The organism is Longimicrobiales bacterium (assembly GCA_029245345.1).
Taxonomy (GTDB): Bacteria; Gemmatimonadota; Gemmatimonadetes; order Longimicrobiales; family Gaopeijiaceae; genus CALFPJ01.
Genome location: JAQWPM010000017.1, coordinates 1 through 16,659, shown reverse-complemented (window position 1 = coordinate 16,659; position 16,659 = coordinate 1). Strand labels below are relative to the sequence as shown.

16 protein-coding genes are annotated in these 16,659 nt (G+C 61.1%); 9 read left to right on the top strand and 7 right to left on the bottom strand.

Annotated elements, in window-relative coordinates; genetic code table 11:
* Nucleotides 1-18: 18 nt before the first annotated feature.
* A complete protein-coding gene (locus P8L30_09430) occupies nucleotides 19-1,938 on the bottom strand; it encodes a PQQ-binding-like beta-propeller repeat protein (protein ID MDG2240412.1) in 1,920 nt (639 codons plus the stop codon).
* Between P8L30_09430 and P8L30_09425 the strand changes: the two genes are divergently transcribed.
* Nucleotides 1,937-2,095, top strand: a complete 159-nt coding sequence (locus P8L30_09425) for a hypothetical protein (GenBank protein MDG2240411.1) — start codon at nucleotides 1,937-1,939, stop codon at nucleotides 2,093-2,095. The genes P8L30_09430 and P8L30_09425 overlap by 2 nt on opposite strands.
* Before the next feature lie 122 nt (nucleotides 2,096-2,217).
* On the opposite strand, the gene P8L30_09420 is transcribed toward P8L30_09425, so the two are convergent.
* A complete protein-coding gene (locus P8L30_09420) occupies nucleotides 2,218-3,717 on the bottom strand; it encodes an amidohydrolase family protein (GenBank protein ID MDG2240410.1) in 1,500 nt (499 codons plus the stop codon).
* Nucleotides 3,718-4,088: 371 nt separating this feature from the next.
* Here P8L30_09420 and P8L30_09415 point away from each other — a divergent pair, with 371 nt between their 5' ends.
* The 5 genes from P8L30_09415 (at nucleotide 4,089) to P8L30_09395 (ending at nucleotide 9,872) form a co-directional block, all read left to right on the top strand.
* A complete protein-coding gene (locus P8L30_09415) occupies nucleotides 4,089-4,835 on the top strand; it encodes a DUF305 domain-containing protein (GenBank protein MDG2240409.1) in 747 nt (248 codons plus the stop codon).
* A 34-nt stretch (nucleotides 4,836-4,869) separates the two neighbouring features.
* Nucleotides 4,870-6,903 (top strand): hypothetical protein, encoded by a 2,034-nt coding sequence (locus tag P8L30_09410; GenBank protein ID MDG2240408.1) that lies wholly within the window; start codon nucleotides 4,870-4,872, stop codon nucleotides 6,901-6,903.
* A 374-nt stretch (nucleotides 6,904-7,277) separates the two neighbouring features.
* The gene (locus tag P8L30_09405; protein ID MDG2240407.1) at nucleotides 7,278-8,126 is read left to right on the top strand and encodes a hypothetical protein; all 849 of its coding nucleotides are present in this window, start codon (nucleotides 7,278-7,280) and stop codon (nucleotides 8,124-8,126) included.
* A 23-nt stretch (nucleotides 8,127-8,149) separates the two neighbouring features.
* Entirely contained in the window at nucleotides 8,150-9,055 is a 906-nt protein-coding gene (locus tag P8L30_09400; protein MDG2240406.1) for a sulfotransferase, read from the top strand.
* Between the two features lie 169 nt (nucleotides 9,056-9,224).
* Entirely contained in the window at nucleotides 9,225-9,872 is a 648-nt protein-coding gene (locus tag P8L30_09395; GenBank protein MDG2240405.1) for a sulfotransferase family 2 domain-containing protein, read from the top strand.
* On the opposite strand, the gene P8L30_09390 is transcribed toward P8L30_09395, so the two are convergent.
* From P8L30_09390 to P8L30_09370, 5 genes are all read right to left on the bottom strand, one after another.
* On the bottom strand, nucleotides 9,827-10,138 hold the full coding sequence (locus P8L30_09390; protein ID MDG2240404.1) for a hypothetical protein: 312 nt from the start codon (nucleotides 10,136-10,138) through the stop codon (nucleotides 9,827-9,829). The two genes, P8L30_09395 and P8L30_09390, sit on opposite strands and share 46 nt — an antisense overlap.
* Before the next feature lie 96 nt (nucleotides 10,139-10,234).
* Nucleotides 10,235-12,013 (bottom strand): hypothetical protein, encoded by a 1,779-nt coding sequence (locus tag P8L30_09385; GenBank protein MDG2240403.1) that lies wholly within the window; start codon nucleotides 12,011-12,013, stop codon nucleotides 10,235-10,237.
* A 33-nt stretch (nucleotides 12,014-12,046) separates the two neighbouring features.
* Nucleotides 12,047-13,222: a prepilin-type N-terminal cleavage/methylation domain-containing protein gene (locus tag P8L30_09380; GenBank protein MDG2240402.1), complete on the bottom strand. Its 1,176-nt coding sequence runs from the start codon at nucleotides 13,220-13,222 to the stop codon at nucleotides 12,047-12,049.
* Nucleotide 13,223: 1 nt separating this feature from the next.
* Complete coding sequence (locus tag P8L30_09375; GenBank protein ID MDG2240401.1) at nucleotides 13,224-13,619, bottom strand: hypothetical protein; 396 nt, start codon at nucleotides 13,617-13,619, stop codon at nucleotides 13,224-13,226.
* Nucleotides 13,613-14,179, bottom strand: coding sequence for a type II secretion system protein (locus tag P8L30_09370; GenBank protein MDG2240400.1), 567 nt, complete (start codon nucleotides 14,177-14,179; stop codon nucleotides 13,613-13,615). Before P8L30_09370 ends, P8L30_09375 begins: the two co-directional genes overlap by 7 nt.
* A 399-nt stretch (nucleotides 14,180-14,578) precedes the next feature.
* Between P8L30_09370 and P8L30_09365 the strand changes: the two genes are divergently transcribed.
* The 3 genes from P8L30_09365 (at nucleotide 14,579) to P8L30_09355 (ending at nucleotide 16,250) form a co-directional block, all read left to right on the top strand.
* The gene (locus P8L30_09365) at nucleotides 14,579-14,758 is read left to right on the top strand and encodes a hypothetical protein (GenBank protein ID MDG2240399.1); all 180 of its coding nucleotides are present in this window, start codon (nucleotides 14,579-14,581) and stop codon (nucleotides 14,756-14,758) included.
* Between the two features lie 757 nt (nucleotides 14,759-15,515).
* The gene (locus P8L30_09360; protein ID MDG2240398.1) at nucleotides 15,516-15,911 is read left to right on the top strand and encodes a hypothetical protein; all 396 of its coding nucleotides are present in this window, start codon (nucleotides 15,516-15,518) and stop codon (nucleotides 15,909-15,911) included.
* A gap of 15 nt (nucleotides 15,912-15,926) precedes the next feature.
* Nucleotides 15,927-16,250: a hypothetical protein gene (locus tag P8L30_09355; GenBank protein ID MDG2240397.1), complete on the top strand. Its 324-nt coding sequence runs from the start codon at nucleotides 15,927-15,929 to the stop codon at nucleotides 16,248-16,250.
* The last annotated feature ends 409 nt before the right edge of the window (nucleotides 16,251-16,659 follow it).

Genomic DNA, 16,659 nt, shown 5'->3' with positions numbered 1-16,659 from the left:
GATTTCATCCGAAGGGCCTCAGTTGGGCAGGGCGAACGCCACGATCTCGGCAGGCTCGCCGCGTGCGCTGACCGCCACGATGATGTACTGCTTGCCTTCGTGCATGTACGACATCGGCAGGCCGATCTGAGCCCCTGGGAGCTCGAGTTCGGCCATAATTTGGCCGGTCGCCTTGTCGTGAGCGCGGAGGATCGCGTCGCCTGACATGCCTTCGCCGGCGAACAACAGGGAGCCGGTCACCAACAACCCTGCTCGTGAGGGCTTGCCGGTCCGCGGGATCGTCGCCGGGTCGAGCTCGAGGCGCTCGGCCACATGAGGCGGTGTGTCCCCGTTCGCGATCATCCACGCATGGTCGCCGGTGGTGAGGTCGATCGCCGTGATGCGACCCCAGGGAGGCTTCACGATCGAAACGCCAGGGGCTATCGACGCGCGGCCGAAACCCGCGATGTAGTCCATGTCGGAGCGGTCTCCGCCCTCGATCAGGGCGAGAACCGAAGGAGCCGTGGCGGAGCCGATGTACAGGAAGCCCGTCTCTGGGTCGAGCGCCCCGCCTTCCCAGTTGGCGCCGCCGGTCGAGCTGGGCAGCGACAATACGCCCGCCGTCCCATCGGGCGCGTCCTGGAGCGAGGCCGGCGTGTAGAGCGGACCCATCCGATAGGCAGAAGCGATCTCAGCCGCCCGCGCCTTGATCTCGGGCGTGAAGTCGATGAGGTCGTCCTCGCTGAAGCCCTGTGGTTCGAAGGGGAGGGGCTTGGTCGGAATCGGCTGCGTCGGCGACGTCCACTCGCCGGGAATGTCCGTCTGAGGCACCGCCCGCTCTTCGATGGGCCAAATCGGATCGCCTGTCAGCCGGTCGAAAACAAAAACGAAGCCCTGCTTGGTGATCTGTGCCACGATCTTGCGCGGCGCCCCGTCGATGGTGAGGTCGGCGAGGATCGGAGACGTTGGGTTGTCCCAGTCCCAGATGTCGTGGTGAATCGTCTGGAAGTGCCACACCCGCTCGCCGGTCCTAGAGTCGAGCGCGACAAGGCTGGTCGAGAACAGGTTGTTCCCGTGTCGGTGTCCGCCGTAGTAGTCGCCCGTGGCGGCCTCGGTCGGCACGTAGACGAACCCGGACTCGGGGTCGTACGCAATGGGAGCCCAGGCGGCGGCATTGCCGGTGTAGGACCACGACTCGTTCTCCCACGTGTCGACACCGAATTCACCGGGCTCCGGGATCGTCTTGAACGTCCACAGGAGTTCTCCGCTCTGAGCGTCGTAGCCGCGGATGTCGCCGGGTGTGTTGGTCTTGGAGGGCGGCCGCATGCCGATGTGATGCGCCGATCCGACGACGAGCACGTCCCCCGCGACGGTCGCGGGAGAACTCGCTCCCACCGAGCCCACCATGTCGATCCCGTCCCGCGAACGGTGTTGGCCCATCAGGTCGACGACCCCGCCCTCACCGAAGCCTTCGATCTGTTGCCCGGAATGCGGATCGAGCGCCACCATCTGATATCCGGGAGTCACCACGATGATGCGGCCGTTGCCGGAATCGTCCTGCCAGTAGGAGACCCCACGTCCCGAGTTCGCTCGCGGTGCAGCCCCGAGCCGCTCGCCCTCGTCGACTCGCCACGTCCACAGCGTCTCACCCGTACCAGCAGCGATGGCGACGACGCTGCGGCGCATTCCCACCGTCGCGTAGAGGACGCCATCCACCATTAGAGGTGTCGTCTGTGTCCGTGCGAACGGATTCGGGCCGAAGTTCCGTGCGTTCCACCGCCACGCGATCTCCAGTTCCGAGGCGTTGGTCGCATCGATCTGCGTCAGCGGCGTATAGCTGCTGGCAAAGTCATCGCCACCGTAGACGTGCCACTCACCGTTGTCAGTCCCGGTCTGCGCCGAGGCCGAGAGCGGAAACGCGATCAATGCGAGGAGTGATGCGGCTGATCGATAACGCATGCGGAATCGTCCGGATATTCGTGAAATGAGTGCGGGCAAACCTGCGATCCTTGCGGGACCCCCGCCAGCGGCGGGGAAGATCCCTGACGAGCCAGACTACGGCGAGTCGGTCGTTTACCGGCGGGCTGCTTCAGACGGCTCGGAGGAAGAACTCTGAATGGAGGTCGCCACTGTCCGCGACAAGATCCAATCCGCGGCGGGCCCGCCGTCTACCAAACAGTTACCGACTTCGTCGAGAAGAGACTGCCGCAATTCGCCAAAAGACTTATCCCACCTCGGCTAGTTGCGAGCACCGGAAGCAACTTCTTCTGCAGCAGTGAGCAAGCTGTCCAGGGCGGGTCGCCCCAGGTAGATACCGCGCGAGACCACACCAGCGATCCGCCGTGTGTTGCGGATGTCAGTGAGTGGGTCGGCGTCCAGAATGACAAGGTCAGCCAGCTTGCCCACCTCGACGGTACCGAGGTCAATGAGGCCGAGTACAGTGGCGGGTGTTGATGTAGCCGCTCGGATGGCGTCCATGGGAGACAGGCCGGCTTCGACCAATAGCAGCAACTCGTCGTGGAGACTGAAGCCCGCAACCTGCCACGGCGCCTCTACGCTGAGATCTGTCCCAGGCAGCACTGGAACTCCGGCACGGTGCATTCGGCCCACGAGATCCGCGAGCGCCTCGTATCGGTCTCTCGCAGCCTGAATGCCTTCCCCGGCGAAGAGAGGCGACGTCGCGCTCGCCTTCCACATCTCCAAAACGTCTCCTGAGACGTAGTCCATCTGCCTACCCTCCAGGACTCGTCGACCATCGAACTCTGGATCCACTGACCTGAACGCTGGGTGCCCCACCACAAGTGTGGGCACGAGGGCCGTCCCGGCTTCACGAAAGGCCTCGACGATGAGCGATGCCTTGGATTCATCGAAGGTCCGCAGGAGTCGGTCGGTGAAGTCCGGGCCCATGGCCAGTGCAAACGGGGCGAAGAACTGCCCTGACGTCCGCGCTGCGTCCATGGCCGCGAGCAACTCGGCGCGGAGGGCCTCCTCGTCCGACGAGGCTGCGAGCAGGAGGCCTCCGAGTACGCTTCCTCCATGCTCCACCGTGCGTTGACCGGCCGCAGCAACCGCGGTCACGGTCATCGACGTAGGGACGTGGCCGTCGACGGGCAGACCTTGGATGTGCGATGCAGCCAGAACGGCAGCGTACTCGTCGGGCGCGAGCCAGTCGCGCACTTTGATGAAGTCCGCACCCGCGGCCTTGAGATCCTCAACCGTCGTGGCGGCGCCAGCGACGGTCACATGAACGTGGCCCGCGTAGTCGATGGGAGAGGCGCCGTCGATGTTCGGTCCGCTCCACACGACCCGCGGGCCGACGATCGAGTCCGATGCCACCAGGACGCTGCGCTCGGCGAGCAGCTCTGCGCAGCGCGGATCACATCCCATGTCTCGGATGCCAGTCACACCATTCGCCAAATAGAGATCCAAGACTGTCTGATCGGCGTTGGTGTGAGCGTGCACATCCCAGAGCCCCGGGATGACATGACGACCGGTAGCATCAATGACCGTCGCCTCCGAGGGCACGTCGATGCTGTCAGAGGGCCCCATCTCTTGGATTCTTCCGTGCTTCACCAGCAGAGTCTGGTCGCTCTTCGCCTCTGGAGCAGACCCGTCAATCACGGTGGCGTGGATGATCGCGAGCGTGGCTGACTCGTCGGGGCCTGCGCACGCCGTGAGGCCCGCCGACACAACGACCAGTGCTAGCCATCCACTTATCGTTCCGCCATAACTCGCCATTGGAGCACTCTTTGGACCACACGGGACACCTAGCCACATCGAGTGACTATTGTACAGCGGCAACCTAGTTCGCGAATCTGGGCGAACGGCTCGATGTCGTCGGTCGAGTACTACTCAGTAAGGAATTGCTGCTGTCGCGGCAGACGGGATTGACGTGCCCCCGAAGGAACCAATCTGATGGTTTTACCGTCTCCGGGGCGGGAGGTAGACCGCCTCAGGCGCTGTGAGGGCGGACCGTGTTGTGGAGCCGTCTCCACTGCTCGATGAGGACGGCAGCCTCGGTTGTCGCCGGTCTACGACGGGGCTACGATGGCCTCGTCGCCTTCCCGCTGCAGCTTCCTATTGAACATCCACCTCTCCGATTCAGACGCATGATGAGCGATCCCCGGAGGCACCTGCCTCTAACCTATGTTGCTGCCACGCTGCTGCTGAGCGCACTGTCTACGGTCGCGTGTGCCGGTGTCGGCGGCCCGACAACCCCAGCGCCCCGTTCTGAAGCCGGCGCCGTAGACGCCCCGCCGCCAGCCCCTGATCTCGCCCGACTGGAAGCGCTGTACCGCGCCCGAGCAGACAGCGCTCTGCAACGGGTCAGTGACGCCGACGCCCACTTCATGACCGGCATGATCCATCATCACGCCCAGGCGCTCGTTATGTCGGCCTGGGCACCCACCCACGGTGCGAATGCCTCGGTACTCACGCTAACCGCCCGGATCACGAACGCTCAGAAAGACGAAATTGCTGTGATGCAACGCTGGCTCCGTGAGCGGGACCGGCCGGTTCCGGAGGTCGACGCGGGCGGAAAGATGGCCCCGGACTCGGGGATGCAGATGCCCGACATGGACATGACGGACATGCAGATGCCTGGCATGTTGTCGCCGCAGCAACTTCTCGATCTCTCCCGCGCACACGGCGTCGAGTACGACCGGCTCTTCCTCACCTACATGATCCAGCACCACAACGGCGCGGTGACTATGGTTCATGAACTGTTCGCCACCGATGGGGCTGCCCAGGACGATTTCGTCTTCAAGCTGGCTTCCGACATCCAGGTGGATCAGACTACCGAAGTCGCCCGTATGCAGCAGATGCTCGACGGGCTCCCGTCCAATCAAGACCGATAGCTCAAGCCGTCACCAACGCTCAAGGAATTAAGCCATGAACCCGAATTCACCGACCTCTCCCACCACCTCCCGGGCGAACGCGGCGCGGGCCTGCCTAAGCACAGGGAGGCAACTGGGCCTGACCCTTACGTTGGTGGTGGCACTCTCCAGCTGCGGTGGCTACTCAGCGGTGCCCGGCGGCATGTCGAGCATCGCGCCCTCGATGGCGATGCGACCGTTGACCGTGGACGCGCCAAGCCCAGACCCCCGAGTGGGTTTGCGGGCGGGCCTCTTCGACGCAGAGGAAGCGGTGTGGAATCTGCGGGTCGTGTCCAATACGCCTCCACCGGAGGCCTTCGTCGGGAAGACGAATTCAGACTTGGCATTCAAGGGTAATTACGCGATCCAGGGCAACTACGATGGCGTGCAGATCTGGGACATCACGAATCCGAGCGCCCCGACGACGGTGATCACCCACCTCTGTCCAGCATCTCAGAGTGATGTGTCGGTATTCGGAGACCTTCTGTTCGTGTCAGGGGAGGGGATGACGGGCCGCCTCGATTGCGGCGCCCAGGGTGTGCAGGAAGCGGTGAGTCATGATCGTCTGCGCGGCATCCGCATCTTCGACATCAGTGACATCCGGAGCCCGAGGCGCATCACCAACGTGCAAACGTGCCGAGGGTCGCATACGCATACGGTGCTCGAGGACCCGAACGATCAGGACAACGTGTACATCTACGTGTCTGGTTCGGCCCCCGTGCGCCCTGCCGAGGAGTTGGCCGGCTGCTCGGATGCATCGCCGAACCAAGATCCAAACTCGGCTCTCTTCCGCATCGAAGTCATTCGTGTGCCCATCGCACGGCCTCAGGACGCGGCGATCGTGAGCTCGCCCAGGATCTTCAACGACCTCGTGGCTCCGCCCACGCACGGCCTGGCGCCTGACGACATAATCGCTATGGACGAAGCCGAAGCCGCAGGAGCGTTCGTGGCGGAGTTTGAAGGACGGCGCAGGATTTTGCGGGACCGGACCACACGACCCCTCCTCAACGGCATCATGACCGCACGGGGCGGCACGAGGGTGTCGGCCGCCGACAGCGCAACTCTCCGAGCCTCTATCCCGGCGATGGCTGAGAGCTTGATGGGCGGCGGGGATGACGGTCTCGGCCCCACACAGTGCCATGACATCACGGTCTATCCTGCGATTGGGCGGGCGGGCGGTGCCTGCGGGGGCTACGGCCTGCTCCTCGACATCAGTAATCCGATCGATCCGAGACGTCTGTCAGCCGTATCGGATTCGAACTTCGCCTATTGGCACTCGGCCACGTTCAACAACGACGGCACCAAGGTCCTCTTCACCGATGAATGGGGCGGCGGTGGTGGTCCGAAGTGCCGCGCCTCCGATCCGCCCGAGTGGGGTGCGAACGCCGTCTTCACGCTCGATGGCCAGGATATGGATTTCCGGAGCTACTACAAACTCCCCGCGGCTCAGACGTCGCTTGAGAATTGTGTGGCGCACAACGGATCGCTGATCCCAATCCCCGGCCGCGACATCATGGTACAGTCCTGGTACCAAGGCGGCGTCTCCATCTTCGACTGGACGGATGCGAACAACCCCGTCGAGATCGCCTTCCATGACCGCGGTCCATCCGATGCGAATCGGATGGGCGCAGGCGGTTCATGGTCCGTCTATTGGTACAACGGAGTGTTGGTGAGTTCCGAGATCTCACGGGGGCTCGACATCTTCGAGCTTCTGCCTAGTGACGCACTGTCGCAGAATGAGATCGATGCTGCGAAGTCGGTACACTTCGATCACCTGAATTCGCAGGGCCAGCCGCAGATCGTCTGGCCGCACACGTTCGCCCTTGCGCGCGCCTACGTCGATCAGTTGGAACGGTCGCGGGCTGTGTCTTCTGCGTGGGTCACCGAAGTGCGTGCGGGACTGACGGCCGCAGAGGCCACATCGGGTTCGGCCCGACAGTCTGCGTTGACTGGCATGGCAAGCCAGATCCGGGGGCAGGCCGGCCAGTCCGGGGACGCCGCTAAGGTCCGCATGTTGGCGGACGCGTTGCGCGGTTTGGCGGGCAGCTGAGTTGGCTCCGCGAGGTGGGCGCTAGGGCGCCCACCTCGCCCCATGCCTCGCGCTGTCCCTGCTCGCCTCTCACCTCATTTGGCCGTTGAATTTCCTATCCGTTTTCGTGAAGTCCAATGCTCACCGTTCGAATCTCGAATTGGTACCCGGAATGAATTCTCGCTCCCGTCTACCTGAGCCTTTGGGGGGTTCTCTTTCTTCGGCCTCTGACTTGAAAGGCTCAATTTCTCCCTGGTTTTGGAGTCACTCGGACCCTTCGAAGGGCCTCTGAGGTGCTCTGGGTCTGGGTGGTGGCCGGAGTCGTGGCCTCAGCCGGTTTTGGCCTCTTCTGTCGGCTAGAAGGCCGCGAGCCGGTCAGAGAGTTCTTCCTCGAAATGGCCCTTCGACGGCGTACTCTTCAGGAGTTGGATTCTGAGGCCTTCCTGAAGGACCGATCTTATCTGATCGTGGGGCTCACGACGATTCCCAGTCGCCTGCCGCACATCGTCCCGACGCTCAAGAGTCTTCTGGTTCAGGACGTTCTCCCCCAAAAAGTGCTCCTTCATATTCCGATCCAGAGTCGGCGGGAGGATAGCGAATACCAAATCCCTCAAGAGATCAAGGACCTACGGACGATTGAGATCGTGCGCTGCGACGACTTTGGGCCAGCAACCAAGCTGTTGCCGGCCCTTCTGGCTAGCGGTCCAGATCAGCCCATCGTGTCGGTGGATGACGACCGGATCTACCGCCGTACCTTTCTGGCTGGCCTCCTTCAGGCCTCCGAAGCCCACCCGGAGGCTGCGGTAGGGTGCATCGGCCTGCGGGTTCCTCTGGATCGAGTGGATAGACGAAAGGGTCTCATCGGCAGGATCGTGGACGGGCTTCGGTTCGAGAGGGGTGTGTCGCTGAGGGGGTCCCGGTTATCCCGTTCGCCCCTCCCCGTTGATATCCTGCATGGATACGGTGGGGTTCTCGTACGTCCGGCTTTTTTCGATCTGGACACTCTGGCTGATATGGATGGGGCCCCCGATGCAGCCTGGTTGGAGGATGACACCTGGTTCGCGGCTCACTGCCGTGCTCCGAGGCTCATCGTTCCCGGTAGGCCGGGAAGTTTCCCTCGCTTCTTTCATCAGAGCCTATACAGGGCCAGTCGTCTCGGTCTTCACAATCGGGGCGGAGGCGATCCGGAACGACGGAACACCACTGTGCTCATGCGCATGTTCAGTGATCGGTGGTCGGAGTGAGCCCCCCGGGCGCGATCTTCATCGTGGGGCACCCCCGCTCCGGCACTAGCCTTCTCCGAGCCCTGCTTGACGGCCATCCTGACCTTCTGGTGCTTCCTTTCGAGAGTCATCTGTTCGATTGGGTCGGGGCCAATGAAGCCGTTCATGCCCTCCTGGCCCGGACCCGTCTATGGCCAACGCTACACCGACATCGGCCCTCCTTATCGAGAACGGACGCCGAGTTGATGCTGGAGAAGGCTTTCGAAGGGGCGGACAATCCCAGGGCCCGTCTCCTGGCCTTGGTGGACGGTTGGCGGGAATTGACCGGAGCCGCCACGCCGGTTCACTGGGTCGAGAAGACTCCCCGTCATCTCTTCGAAGCTGACACACTCCTTCGGTGGTTTCCCGATGACGTTCGCGTGGTGATCATGCGGAGGGATCCACGCGATGTGATGGCCTCGGCGCTGAGGCAGAAACCTTCCCGCTCGATCTTCCCTCTGGCACTGACGGCACACATCGCCCATGAAGTAGCACGAGGATACGAGTCGGATGAGCGCTTTCTCGAGGTGGGGTACGAGGCGCTGGTTCGAGACCCAGAGGCGGTGATGGGTGAAGTCGGTGAGTTCATTGGGATCACTGAACACCCGGTGCTTGTCCAGCCTACGGTGATGGGTGCCAAATACTCCGGCAACTCTCGCTTCGAGAGCGAATTGGACGGCGTCTCCCAGTCTGGTGTCGGGCGCTTCCGTACCGTCCTCTCTCGGTCCCAACTGGAGAAGGCGGAAGTCCTTCTGGCTTCCGTTATGGAAGCCGGGGGGTACGCATCTACCACATCCGAAAGGCCTGCCACCCAGTTGAGTTACATACCCTCCCGGGCGGCCATCACGGGAGTGGTGGCTTCCGGTTTGTGGCGTTTTGGGGTGGTTAGATCCGCCTTCGGAGGGGCTTGAGATGCCCCTGACCGTTCATCCCTCCGAGCCTAGGTTCCTCTTCTTCTGGAACCACAAGGTGGCGTCTCGCTCCCTAATACATGGACTACAGAGCGCCTTTCCCGATCTCCGAACATATGCCCAGCCCGGGTTTCGGCCTCTTTTGGACGACACTCATTGGCCCCGTTTCATGGTCGTTCGCAACCCGTGGGCGCGGGTGGCGTCCTGCTTTCGGAACAAGTGCAGGGATGCCCTCGGTGCCTTGGCCAGAAACGGGAGTCTCGAGCCGTGTCAGCGTCATTTGCTGAAGGCTCTTGGTGCCTGGCCCTGTCGGCCAGAGACCGGCGCTCGCCGATTGGCTGGCCTTCAGTTCGATGAGTTCGTGGAGCTGCTCCCCGTCGTTCGGGACGGCAACAGTCATTTTCGCCTTCAGGTAGATGTGCTCCGTCACGCTACCCCACCCAACTCCCGCCTGTCCTGGGCTGGGCGGGGGTTGGGAACTCTTCTGCACCTCGGACGGACACATTACCTGACGCCGGACCTCCTCAAGGCTCGACAGAGCGAGGCCCGGGACCGGATTGCCCTCTCGGTGGTGAAAGAACAAAGAGTCCGTCTTATCCGTCTCGAACGCATATTCGACGAATGGTGGGAGGTGGAGGAGGCGCTGGGGAAAGAGGTTCCTCTTCCCTGGCATGCCCGGTCGGCCAGCGGAGATGATTGGAAAGCCCTGTACGATTCTGCGCTCCAGGAACGTGTGGCTTCCCTCTATCGGACGGACCTGGAAATGTTCGGCTACGAGACGGACCCACCTTCGTCGGAGTCTAACCAGAAGGTGTAGCCGAATCGCTGGATTTCTTCCCGATATCGGTCTGCGATGAGTTCCCGGGTTTCCTCGTCGTAGTAGTCCCGAAAGTCACCTCGATACCGACCTCGACCAGTCTCCGGAATCCGACTCTGTGCGGGTAATCCAAGGCGCCGGAGGAGCGGAGGGAGGTGGCTCTCGAGCGCGGCGAACCCCTGGGCTTCGCCCATTACAATCATGGTGAGTGTCGGTGCATTTTGTACGGAAAGCACCGGATCCGAGTTCAGGACGGCGTCGTCCAACGGTAGTGATCCCGATTGTGCGGAGTTGCCGCCTACAACGACAGAAGCCCCGAAGGACGGACCGTCCTCCGGGGCTTCTGTCTTGCAGACTTGGGATCAGCCGCCAGTCGTAATGAGGCCGAAGAAGGCGCCGACGTTGAAGTCGACCGGGTCCACCTGATAGTACTGCCCCTTCGCGAAGTAGCCCGTGGTCGGGAAGTACGGAGGCGGATTCGTGGAGCCACATTGGTCGTACGAATACCGCTTCACGTATCCGGTACCGCCTGTGGTCCCGACCGCACCACGCGTGTTCTGGATGATGCCGCCGGTCAGGTACAGGCAGCCACGGCCGTTCACGCCGCCCTCACAATACTCGTCGTTTGTCGAACCCGACGAGTAGTTCTCGACCGTGAAAATGTCGAGGGCCAGAACGGTACCGTGGAAGAATTCGTCAGGAGTATCGTCGAACGTCTCGTAGTCGTAGCTAGAACTGGGCCTCATTGGCGCGTTCAGCGCGTTATCCGCAACGATGACGTCATCGCCCGCGAAGTAGCCAGCGATGTCGACGCAGGTGCCTGCCCCAGGATCGGTTACGTACGTGATGTCGTCGCCGAAGATGATGTCGCCGCTCGCGGCAACCGTCACCCTTCCGCGGACCTTGCCCGACACGACCACATTACCAGAGACGTAGATCACTCCCTTGAAGTTCGCGTTCAGCTGCCGACTTAGCGGGAACAGGTAGGTCCGGTCCGCACGACCGTTAAGCAGGGGGCTCGGTGTACCCGGATACGCGAGCCACCCTCCGTGGGAGTCCGTCGCTTGGAAGCCACCAAAAATGGAGTCGTGGCCGCCCAGGTAGCAGCGACGGTTGTTGCCACGGAGAGCATTAATCGCCGTGACCCCGTTATGCGGATGGTCCGCCGCCGCCACGAAGGTGCCCGAGTAGTTGGCACCACATTGCTCAGAAGTTCCAGGGCCCTCTGTCGTGGTGCAGGTGCGGCGCCGCCGTCGCCCCGAGCACGTGGTTGTTGCGGCTATATCCCCGGTAACCCAGCTGGCATTCGTGGACTGGTAGACCTTGATGAAGCCCTCATTTTCGTCGTTTTCGTCGCCGTCCGCGTTTAGGTCGATCGCCACGAATTCGATTCGTGTCGTCGCCTGTCCGAAGTTGCCACTCGTGTTGCCGGTGAAGCTCGTGGATCCAGTCGCAGCCTGGGCCTGGAGCTTGGCTAGATCCGAGGTGGCAGGCATAGCGATGGGAGACACGTACTCCTCATACCCCTGCTTGAAGGTCCCGTACGTTGGACTCGGCACGTTACTAGCCGTCCGGACCGTGCCGTGAAAGGTCGCGCCTGAGGAGTAGATCTTGATCGGCGAGTTGGAGTGCACCGGCCCGAAGATTTGGTCACCACCACCGAACGAGATGTTGTAAGGTTCTACATCCGTGAAGTAGGCGTACTTCGAGAAGCTCTCCTGATAAAGCGAGGCCCGCCGAATCGCGATACCACCACCCTCGTCTTCGACCACTGACACGACCGTACCGAAAACGCCGTATTGCCCTGACGTCACGCCACTGGGGCCAACGTAGATCGAGCGCTTCATACCTGGGATTGTCGCGCCTGTGCCGTCCGTGACCTCGACACCGTTCTGCAAGACCGCGTACCCCGAATCCGGGTAGAACGAATTATCACCGTTCAGCCGAGTGCGAGCGTATTCTAGGCCTTCGTCAGCGACCATCTCAAGCTCGGACTGGCGATCGTAGAAGTTGTTCACCAGGAGGTGATTCCTCCCAATCAAGGTCGCGCTCGCGACCAGTGATCCGACGATGACGACGACGAGCACCGTAAGCACGAGTGCGAAGCCGGCCTCGTTGGATCTTAGGTTCTTGGTATGCATGGTCATTTCCTTCATATCACTGATGAAGCCAGGCTAAAACGGAATCGTGACGTCGCCTGACGCTGTGAGCGTAGATAACGATGGAGTGCAGTCCTGCGCTGCGAGCGCGTACCGGTACACCGTGCCGGGCTCCACCGACTGATCCAGGTATTGGTATGTGCTGTTGCCTGCGGGAATACTTAGATAGGGATCACCCCAGTCCGTCCCGATAGGCCATTCCTGCCTATAGATCACGTAACGCGCGACATCAGACTCACCGGAGGTCTCATCGGTCGCCGCGTTCCAAGTCAGCCGTGAGGCATACAGCCCACCCCCGGTGTCGAACGGCACGGCGGCCAGCGTGGTGCCGAGGATGGGCTCAGACCCACATGTCATGGTCGTTCCGAAGCCCGCGTTCGGCATGTAAATAATTCGACTCACGGACGCTATGCGTTCGTTGCCCGTTGTGACCCCATTCGTCGTGCGGAACGACACACGGACCGCCCGAATCGAATCCGTCAATGCCGATGCTCCAGTGTCCGCCGCAACCGCATGAAATCGTTCGATGTGGCGGATGGGGAGTTGGCTATCTGGAATGCTGTCGATCGTGGATGCCTGACTCGCGTAGTCGATTCTCCTGATGTAGCGGAAGAACGGTACGCTACCCTCGGCGGCTAACACGTTCCGTGTGACGACTTCTGGGTCGGCCGTGTTCACCTGGCGGTACATCACGTAGTCGTCCGTGCGCGTCGTCGTGGAATCCTGACTGAACCAGTACATCAGAAGCTCCGCAGGAGACCGTGTGCCAGCGTTTGTCCGATACAGTGTATCCGGCCAGGTGAAACTCGTATTCGGGAGCGTTTGGCTCGTTGTCGGAACCGACACCTGACCGGTTGGTGCACCGAGGTCGATATACGAGGCGAAGACATCGTTTGGGACGTTGGACGCGTAGTCACCCGTGAAGGCGAGGATGTCCGCGCCGGCGTAGACGAGTCCCGGCTGATTCCCCGGAAGGTTGGTCCCGAGCGTCGGAATATCCGTCTCTAGGCTCTGGAGAGCGTAGCGGAGGTTCTGAAGCGACGTCATCCGGTCCATACCCAGGTGGAACAACTTGTTCTGTTGGGCAACGAAACCGATCGCCACAGAGAGTACGATCCCATAGATCATGATCGCGATGATCATTTCGATGAGCGAGAAGCCTCCCTCGTTCTTCATTCGATTCTCGTTCATGTCAGGGCATCCCTAGGATCAGTTTCCGGTAGATGTCGTTCTTGAGGCGCCCACCGGTGATGGAAACGACGATCTCCGTGTAATCCCAGATCTTCCCACCCGTCTGTGCGACCTGCCTGCGGGTCACGACTGTCTCTCTAGTCAGGTCGGTCAGACCAGGGAGGTTCGTCTCGGAATCCTCATAGATGGAATCCAAAAGCACATAGCGTGGGTCGAGTCGGATTAGGGCCAGCCGCTCTTCCACCGACTGTAGCGCCTGGAATTCCAACTCCGCGTCCCCAGCCGGCACGAGCAGCTGTGCCGTCGACGCGGCGATACCCAGGACCGCAGCCGTGAGAATCATGATCGCAATCGTGATCTCGATGATGGTGAACCCGCCCTGCGATTTCTTCAACATGTCTGTACCCAAGCCCCCGACGAGAACGAGTAGCACCGGGTTCGCCCGGTCGCGCGCTCGATCTCGATAGAACGAGTGTCCTTGCCGCTGCTCTCGTTTATCGACTTCATCGAGGTGATATAAATGATGCTTTCTTCGCTGGCGCTCCCATTTCGTCGGAACGTCAGGGCGGGGATCGAGTCTTGTGCGCCTGTTACTGATATCGGCGTTGATCCGAGAGGACGGGCGGTGGCGCCGCCCAGAGAGAATCGAACGTTGTCGTCCAATTCGATCACATACCAGTTCTCTGCCGTATCGATTGTGTTGTCGTTGTCCTCGTCGTAATGAACCCTGAGCCGGTTTTCCACTGTGTCGAAGGCTAGGACGACGTTGTGCTGACGCAGAACTGCGGCCAGCTGTTGAGCGTTGATCGAACTCGCGACGAGAACCGCCGCAGCATCCAATTGGAATTTCTCCGGACGTAGCGATGGTGCCGCGATCCCGGCTAGGATGCCCATGAGCAGCATGACCATGATCAACTCGACCATTGAAAAGCCAGCTCGCTTTGGGTTCATATCCATGTTCGATCACTCAATCGTGCCTCCACCGAACTGCGTCGCCCCCGGGTGGGGCGTTCGGGGTCCGGCAGGGTGAACCAATGCAAAACACGTGCGCCGCCGTGACAAAAGCGGGCGCAGCATCAATAAAGGCATAATAGGCTTGGACTTACGAAAATGACAGAAGAATCCTGAGGGAGGGTGAGAGTGGTAAACCCGGCAAGAAGTGCCCACTTGGGCCAAAGAGTGCCCCTGTCGAGGCCGGATAGAGGGTCCAGCTCCTGATCACGAAAACGAACCGGGGAAGGGCGGGCGGGCTGATGAGGATCCGGGGGTCGCTTTCGGGTGCCTTTTGTAACCGAGGTATTGGGCTGAAAGTGGCATATCTATTAGGGTCTTGAGGACTGAGGAGAGGTCAGATTGATGGTTGAACCGACAAGAGGTGTCTTCATAAGCGTGATCATTGGCTTCTCGGTTTTCGGTGGCACGGACCGGGCAATGGCCCAGGAAGGGGCCGGCCCCGACTGGGTCGCTTGCGATGCCGAGGCAGCCGGCGAGTGGATCCACGCCGCAAGTGAGATACTCCGGCGTAATCCGTTCTGACCCCATGCCTTCCCCTGAACGAAAGTCACACGACGGGGGAACTGTCCCCTTCGGCTGTCGCGCCCGTTCGACCATGGCATCGCCCCAGGCCGGAGCGCACCCTCCACCATGGCGAACCCGACGCAGCAGCGACCCCGATACCGACACGCATCGAAGCGTGCACCTGGGTGGGCGAGCACCCAGCACGTCTACCGTCCGCGCCGTCCCACCACATCCTGGCTCGCCAGCTCTCGGATCCTAACATCCGCGCTGGTCTCGGTTCAGGGGGACCCGTCAAAGCCGCTGGTAGCCGCACGGATAGGACATTCAACGACGCAAATGAGGTGAGAGTCGAGCGGGGACATCGTGAGGGATGGGAGGCGGAGCATGGGGCTGCGGGGTAGAGCTAAAAGCAGAGGCGGCTGGAGTCGCGCACAGAGATCAGACGTGGGAGGGGGACGAGGCGATGTCGATATGGGCGGAAGGGAGAGGCCGCGTGGCCGAAGGTGTTCGGACAGACTGGAGGCGGGCCACTCAGTCGTCGAAGTCGGCGTGCAGCGACTTGTCGAATATCAACTCAGGGATGAACTCGGCCTGGGTAGGATCGAAGACGGGGGTCTGGTCGAGGGGGATCAGTCGGGAAGCAAGACAACATATTGACACAACTTTGACAAACAGTAGTATGTGGCCAAATCGTTCCTGACCATTTGTGCCATCCTACTGGTTGACACACGTGGCTCATTTTTCAGCTTACGCAGAGTCTTAAGGGGATGCGCAGATGAGTAACAAAGTCGTTCTTATCTTCGGAGATAGCCTGAGCGATATAGGAAGAATGGACCGGAGTTACCTGGGCAGATTTCTCAATACTACAGGATTAGCTGGGGAATTGACCGGGACAGGGGGCAGATTTAGCTCTGGACCTAACTGGACCGATTATATGATCGAGGAAACCTCCGGCTTCTCTGTCCTTGGAGACTCAAGAACGACGACGAATACCACATCTGATCCACACAGAAGCCTATCTACAAATTCGTATATAAATGTTCCACCTCAAGGCGCTCAGTCTTATTATTATGCCAACTATGCAAAAGGTGGGGCATGCGTTTCAGGATATGGTGGTGGTTTCACAGGAAGGTTCATCCTAGACGACTTTGCGGCTCAAGTGAAAATGTAAGCCCTGTATCGGCTGGTGTTCGACTTCCTCGATCAGTACGACGCGCCAGACCAGTACCGCGCTGTCGTAGACTTCCACTACGGACTGGCAACATTCGACTGGGAGGCCGCGGCTGCCGCAGCCGACATCCTCGTCACCCGGGTCTCCGGCGGCGAGCGTTTGGTGCAGCCCACCGTTCTCTTGGATGGAGCCGTGGTCGCGTACCTGAAGTCCGGACGTCCACTGGCCGCCGAGACGGCGATGCAGCTTCTCTCTCCGCTATCCCGCCGAGAGATCGGGAATCTTCGCAGCCGGCTGCTCGAAGCTCTGATCGCCGAGGCGCTGGCCGCCCAGAACTGACCCGAGGGACCCGCGACCCTCAGCTCTACAAATCGAATGGCCCGATCCACCCGGAGCCAGGAAGAGAAGAGGTCCTCAATACCGACTTCGAGGACTGAGCCGCCCACATCCAGTCTGTCCGAACAGCCTCGGCCACCCGGCCGCTCGCTTCCGCCCATATCGACATCCCCTCGTCCCCCTCCCACATCTCAGCACTGGCCGCGACTCCAGCCGCCTCTGCTTTCAGGCCAACCCCGCAGCCCCATGCTCCTCGTCCCATGCCTCGCGCTGTCCCCGCTCGCCTCTCACCTCATTTGGGGCGTTGAATTTCCTATCCGTTGATAACAAACTATACCAGTCCTGTCATATTCTTCATAAACAAGGTCGGTACTTCTCATAGTACACTTCAAAGATTTGTTTATGCTTGACG